Consider the following 5,572-nt stretch of genomic DNA (forward strand, 5'->3'; position numbering starts at 1 on the left):
TCTCAAGCGAGTGGTTTCGAACGATGATCGTTTCGCAAGTGGTATGGAAGGAAACAGGCTGGGGAACGATTATTTTCCTGGCAGCGCTGGCTGGGGTGGACCCGCAGCTGTATGAAGCTGCAAGAATCGATGGTGCGAACCGGTTTCGCCAATTGTGGCATATTACACTTCCGGCCATCCGCAGCGTCATTGTCATATTGTTCATCCTTCGGTTGGGGTCGTTCCTCGATACCGGCTTTGAACAAATCTTCTTAATGCTGAACGCCATGAACCGCGAGGTAGGCGAAGTCTTTGATACGTACGTTTACAACGTCGGGATTCAGCAAGGTCAGTTCAGCTACAGTACAGCAGTCGGATTGTTTAAGTCGATCATTGGGCTGGTGCTGGTGGTTGGGGCCAATCGGTTGGCCAAAAAATTCGGCGAAAGCGGTCTGTATTAAGAAGGGAGTGGTGTTCGATGATTAACAAAAGCATAGGCAGCCGCATCTTTGACGGCTTCAATTACACATTTCTGGCGTTGTTTGCTCTCGTCACGCTGCTGCCGTTTATCTACATTATTTCGGTTTCATTTGCAGAGCCGGAAGAAGTGCTCAGACGGGGATTCATTTTGTTCCCTACTTCCTTCTCGTTGGAAGGTTACCGCTACATTTTCTCGACACAAACGATCGTGAACAGCTTATTCGTAACGATCGGCATTACGGTGGTCGGTACATTTATCAATCTTTTGTTCACCTCACTGCTCGCTTATCCACTTTCGAGGCAGGATTTTGAAGGAAGAAAGCTGTTTATGATGCTGATCGTATTCACGATGCTGTTTCACGGTGGGATTCTGCCAACATTCCTTGTCGTTAAAGCGCTTGGCATGCTCAACAGCTACTGGTCTCTGCTGATTCCTAACGCGATTAGTGCCTTTAATCTCATCGTTGTCGTGAGCTTTTTCCGGCAGCTGCCGGAGGGCCTTGAGGAAGCGGCCAAAATCGACGGCTGCAGTGATGTGGGCTTGCTTTTCCGAATAGTGCTGCCGTTATCGGCGCCAGTGCTGGCTACGTTTGCCTTGTTTTATGCGGTAGGCCATTGGAACACCTTTTTCAACGCGATCATGTACATTAACGATTCGAAAATGTGGCCGATTCAAGTCTGGCTAAGGCAGATCGTCATTTTATCCCAAGGCGGGATCGGTGATTCGACGCAGTTCGATCAGAACTATATTGCGCCTCCATCGCAAATCATTAAGATGGCCGTCATTGTCATCTCAACGGTGCCGATTTTGCTAGTTTATCCGTTCTTGCAGAAGCATTTTGCCAAAGGAGTCATGATCGGTTCTGTAAAAGGTTGAACAGGCTCCCGAAAACTATTGTGATTGGGAAGCATTCATATAAAATAAGACTATGGGGAGGCATTGCCACAATGAGAAAACACGCGGGAATGAGAAAAAGCGGTTTGGCTGCAATGGGAATGATGGTTGGCGCTGCTGCGCTGCTGGCCGGTTGTGGAAACGAGGCGAGTCCAGCTGCAGGAGGGAATGCKGGTACAAGCAGTGTGCCTGCAAGCAAGGAACCCTTGAAACTAAGTGTCATGACCCTCATGTATGCGGAACCGCCAAAAGCGGACAGCGAAGTGCAAAAGCAGATTGAAGCTTATACGAACACGAAATTGGACATCTCCTGGGTTCCCAACTCTTCTTACAAAGAAAAGGTCAATGTCACGATCGCGTCCGGAGAGCTTCCCAAGGCGCTGCTTGTGCAGAATAACAAGGATTCGAACATTTTGAGCGCTGTGCGTGCAGGCGTGTTTTGGGAAGTGGGTCCTTACCTCAAGGACTATCCGAATCTGTCTAAAATGAACCCAGCGGTCTTTGACAATATTAAAGTGGATGGCAAAATTTATGGTCTATATCGCGCCCGCGACTTGTCGACTTACGGGGTTATTTTCCGCAGCGACTGGTTGAAAAACGTAGGCTTAAGCGAACCGAAAACGCTCGATGATTTATATAATGTTTTTAAAGCGTTTACACTTGGCGATCCGGATAAAAACGGCAAAGCGGACACCGTTGGTCTGACGGAGGAGAAAACGATGGACGGTTTTGGCGTCGTAGCTTCCATAATGGGCGCTCCGAACTCCTGGGAAGTGAAGGATGGCAAATTAAGCCCTGATTTCTTAGCGCCAGAGTATTTCGAAGCGATGAAATTTTATAAAAAACTGTACGACGAGAAGCTCATTAAACAGGACTTCCCTGTTCTGAACAATCAACAGAAGAAAGATGATATCAACCAAGGCAAGGCTGGGGCGGTTATCTCGAATATGATTGACGGAGCTGGTTATCAGGCATCGCTTTCCAAAACGTTCCCTGGTGCGAACGTAGACGTCGTCTCTCGGATCAAAGGGCCCAAAGGTGAGAGACTGCCGGGCGGCGTAGGCTATAACAGTGTGTTCATGTTCCCGAAATCAAGTGTGAAAACGGAGGCGGAATTAAAGCAAATTCTGGGCTTCTATGATAAAATTTCCGATCAGAAGATGCTGGATTTGCTGGGCTGGGGTGTCGAAGGCAAACATTACAAGATAGAAGATGGCAAACCGGTATTTATTGATCAAAAGCTGCAGGATACCGAAGTAGGCTCCAGTTATCTACAGCTTCAAATTGCTAAGTATACGGCAAAAACGACAGGAAAAGAAACGCCGCTCATGGAGAAATACGGCAAAATGATCAAAGAAAACGAGGCGATCGCGGTCAACAATCCGACGAATCCGCTCGTTTCCGAGACCCAAACGACCAAAGGCAGCGAGCTGAAGCCGATTATTGATGATGCCCGTACGAAATATATTCTGGGGAAAATTGATGAGGCAGGCTGGAAGCAAGCCATTGAGCAGTGGAGAAAAGCCGGCGGCGATAAAGTTATTGAGGAGTTCAGCGCACAATACGCGAAGAGTGGCAAGTAAGGCAGGAAAATAGCAGAGGCGACCATGAAGGTAGGATTCTACTTTCATGGTCGCCCCTTATGCATATGGCAAGCTCAATTCCATCCTTTAGCAACAATGGGTTTCTTCTTGGTTTTTTTGAACAATCTATAAAATAGGCCGAGTTCCTTTTTCCGTTTGAGAGTGAGTTTAATACCTTCAATCAGCAGCATTGACCTAAGTTCATCGCGACGATTCAAAGTATGCAGTCTTTTGATAAATAGCTTGTCCATGCGAACATCCCTCCCATTCATCTATCTCCATTATAAACGGGATCTGCGAATTTGATTGTCGCATTGTAGAGATGGTTTTCACTTGTTTTGTCGAAAATGGATCGGGCAGGCCTCGATTTCCTTCAAGTCCCTATAGGCAGATGAATAACTGTGCAGTATTATCTAACGTAGGGTGATTTCATATGTTTATTTCTCCTATGCTTTTGCAAGACGCCAAAGATAATAGGCCTTATAACAGTAAACATCATGTGGCGGAAGTTAAGCTAGACGGTTTTAGGTGTATTCTTTCTAATATGGACAAACTATATGTATATACGAAAGACAATCAATTGGTGACTCACAAATTTCCTGAATTGTTCCAATGTCCGATTCCCGAAGGTACGGTACTTGACGGTGAATTGGTTATTTTGGATGATCAAGGTAAAACGGACTTCGAAGCGATGTCAGCAAGATTTTTAACTCCGACAGATTTATCTCCTGTTGTATTTTGCGCATTTGACATTTTAAAATACAAGGGGATTGATGTCACTGGATTGCCGTTGCTGGGACGTAAGGAGCTGTTGGACCAAGCTTTCATTGAGAATGACAGGTACAAAAGGGTGAAGGTTTACGAGGGGAAAGCAGTGGATTATTTTGAGAAAATCCGACAGGATGGGCTTGAGGGCATCATTTTGAAGTCAAAAAAAGAAAGTTTCAAGTACGAAAGCAACAAGCGCTCCAGACAATGGAGAAAAGTGATTAACTGGACTTATGCAGATGTATATATTACTGGTTACAGGAAAAATAACTTTGCTTTACTGGCTTCAATTGATTCAGCGAATGGATTGAAAATTCCGGTTGGTGTAATTGAAACGGGGATAACATCTCTGCATCAGAAGGCGCTGGATAGCGTGAAACACCGCTTAGTCTACAAAGAAGACAACCATTTCGCTTATATGGAACCGCGGCTCATGGCCAAAATTAAGACGAAAAGCTGGACGAGAAACGGAAGGCTTCGCTCTCCGGTTTTTATGGAGTTTGTGATGTGAAAAAACAAAAAAGACTGGATCACCAAGCAGGAAATGGTGGTGCAGTCTTTTCTCTGTACATTCAGTTACTTACATGCGTCTGAAGTTACCATTGTTGCTGCCACTTAGCTGTTGCTCAGCGATTTGGATCAATCTTCTCGTAATGTGTCCGCCGATTGCGCCGGTATCGCGAGTAGCCATGTGGCCATAATACCCGTCCTGAGGAATCTGAATACCTAGTTCCTGAGCGACCTCATATTTCATTTGCTCAAGAGCTGATTTTGCTTGTTGCACAAGTAAGGAATTGCTTCTACTGCTAGCCATCTGGATTCACTCCTTTATTTGGTGTATGAGTATTTTGTGGAAATTATGGTTTTTTATTCATGTATTTGGAAAATATTTTTTTTGGCTTTTTGGATGCGCTTTCATTATGGGTTGGAAAATTTTGATTCATGTTTTCAGGAAAACCCCGTGTTACAATCGGAAAGATCGATTTAGGATCAAAAACTTAGAAGGCCGAAGCTTCTTAGGAAGCACGGGGGACCCATTCTTTGGGGTGAAGCCGCTATCTAAGCGACCGGGTGATTACTCTTTGACCCGAATCCGACAGCTAACCTCGCAGGCCGCAAAAAGGAGAGATTTTTATGTTGAAACGCTACAAAAAGCTAGTCCTTACCGGAGCTATTGGACTGAGCGTCCTTATGAGCTCAAGCGCGGTCATGGCCGCGTCCGCTACGCATACGGTGTCAGGCAACGATACCATGTGGTTGATCTCCCAGAAGTATGGCGTGAGTCTCACTTCGCTCATTCAGGCCAACCCTCAGGTTGCCAACCCGAATGTGATCTGGGCCGGGATGAAGTTGAACATTCCTGGCAGCACGGGTACAAGCGGTGGTTCCCAGGCACCAACTCCGTCAACACCTGCGCCATCAACACCAGCTACACCTGCTCCAGCGCAATCTGCTTATGCCAGCCAAGTCGTAACATTAGTTAACCAGGAACGTGTAAAAGCTGGGTTAAAAGCACTAACAAGCGATAGCGCGCTTTCAGCTATGGCGTTGGACAAAGCTAAAGATATGTACAGCAACGGCTATTTTGATCATACGTCGCCGACCTATGGGTCACCTTTTGATATGATGAGCACTTATGGCATTCGTTATTCCTATGCAGGTGAGAACATTGCCAAAGGACAACCTACGCCTGATGCCGTTATGAAAGCATGGATGAACAGCACGGGTCACCGTCAAAATATATTGAGCCCTAACTACACCAAGATAGGTGTTGCCTATTATAACGGAGAATGGGTGCAGGAATTCATCAGTAATTAATCACCAGTAGTAACTAATTATCAGCCTAATTCAAGAGCAGCCCTTGTGA

Annotated in this window: 7 protein-coding genes and 1 riboswitch; of the genes, 5 read left to right on the forward strand and 2 right to left on the reverse strand. The window is 45.9% G+C overall.

Annotated features, from left to right (window positions below; all coding sequences use genetic code 11):
* The 3 genes from AC1DUA_RS21050 to AC1DUA_RS21060 form a co-directional block, all read left to right on the forward strand.
* Positions 1–440, forward strand: a 440-nt coding sequence (locus tag AC1DUA_RS21050; RefSeq protein WP_477501635.1) for an ABC transporter permease subunit, incomplete at its 5' end; no start/stop codon positions are given.
* A gap of 17 nt (positions 441–457) precedes the next feature.
* The gene (locus AC1DUA_RS21055) at positions 458–1,336 is read left to right on the forward strand and encodes a carbohydrate ABC transporter permease (protein ID WP_127453092.1); all 879 of its coding nucleotides are present in this window, start codon (positions 458–460) and stop codon (positions 1,334–1,336) included.
* 71 nt (positions 1,337–1,407) lie between these two features.
* Complete coding sequence (locus tag AC1DUA_RS21060) at positions 1,408–2,937, forward strand: extracellular solute-binding protein (protein ID WP_477501636.1); 1,530 nt, start codon at positions 1,408–1,410, stop codon at positions 2,935–2,937.
* 74 nt (positions 2,938–3,011) lie between these two features.
* Here AC1DUA_RS21060 and AC1DUA_RS21065 read toward each other — a convergent pair whose 3' ends face one another.
* Positions 3,012–3,188 carry a hypothetical protein gene (locus tag AC1DUA_RS21065; protein WP_161408601.1) on the reverse strand — a complete coding sequence of 59 codons (177 nt, stop codon included), beginning with the start codon at positions 3,186–3,188 and terminating at the stop codon, positions 3,012–3,014.
* A gap of 182 nt (positions 3,189–3,370) precedes the next feature.
* Here AC1DUA_RS21065 and AC1DUA_RS21070 point away from each other — a divergent pair, with 182 nt between their 5' ends.
* On the forward strand, positions 3,371–4,216 hold the full coding sequence (locus AC1DUA_RS21070) for an ATP-dependent DNA ligase (protein ID WP_477501637.1): 846 nt from the start codon (positions 3,371–3,373) through the stop codon (positions 4,214–4,216).
* Between the two features lie 69 nt (positions 4,217–4,285).
* Here the strand turns inward: AC1DUA_RS21070 and AC1DUA_RS21075 are convergent, their stop codons facing one another.
* Positions 4,286–4,519, reverse strand: coding sequence for a small, acid-soluble spore protein, alpha/beta type (locus AC1DUA_RS21075; protein WP_477501638.1), 234 nt, complete (start codon positions 4,517–4,519; stop codon positions 4,286–4,288).
* Positions 4,520–4,699: 180 nt separating this feature from the next.
* Positions 4,700–4,835, forward strand: a riboswitch (cyclic di-AMP (ydaO/yuaA leader).
* 4 nt (positions 4,836–4,839) lie between these two features.
* Between AC1DUA_RS21075 and AC1DUA_RS21080 the strand changes: the two genes are divergently transcribed.
* Positions 4,840–5,523: a CAP domain-containing protein gene (locus tag AC1DUA_RS21080; protein WP_477501639.1), complete on the forward strand. Its 684-nt coding sequence runs from the start codon at positions 4,840–4,842 to the stop codon at positions 5,521–5,523.
* Positions 5,524–5,572 lie beyond the last annotated feature (49 nt).

Source organism: Paenibacillus sp. 01T422, from assembly GCF_056398785.1.

Excerpts from the sequence above, each read along its gene's own strand:
- AC1DUA_RS21055 (WP_127453092.1), top strand. The coding sequence starts at position 458 with ATGATTAACAAAAGCATAGGCAGCCGCATCTTTGACGGCTTCAATTAC.
- AC1DUA_RS21065 (WP_161408601.1), bottom strand. The coding sequence starts at position 3,188 with ATGGACAAGCTATTTATCAAAAGACTGCATACTTTGAATCGTCGCGAT.
- AC1DUA_RS21070 (WP_477501637.1), top strand. The coding sequence starts at position 3,371 with ATGTTTATTTCTCCTATGCTTTTGCAAGACGCCAAAGATAATAGGCCT.
- AC1DUA_RS21075 (WP_477501638.1), bottom strand. The coding sequence starts at position 4,519 with ATGGCTAGCAGTAGAAGCAATTCCTTACTTGTGCAACAAGCAAAATCA.
- AC1DUA_RS21080 (WP_477501639.1), top strand. The coding sequence starts at position 4,840 with ATGTTGAAACGCTACAAAAAGCTAGTCCTTACCGGAGCTATTGGACTG.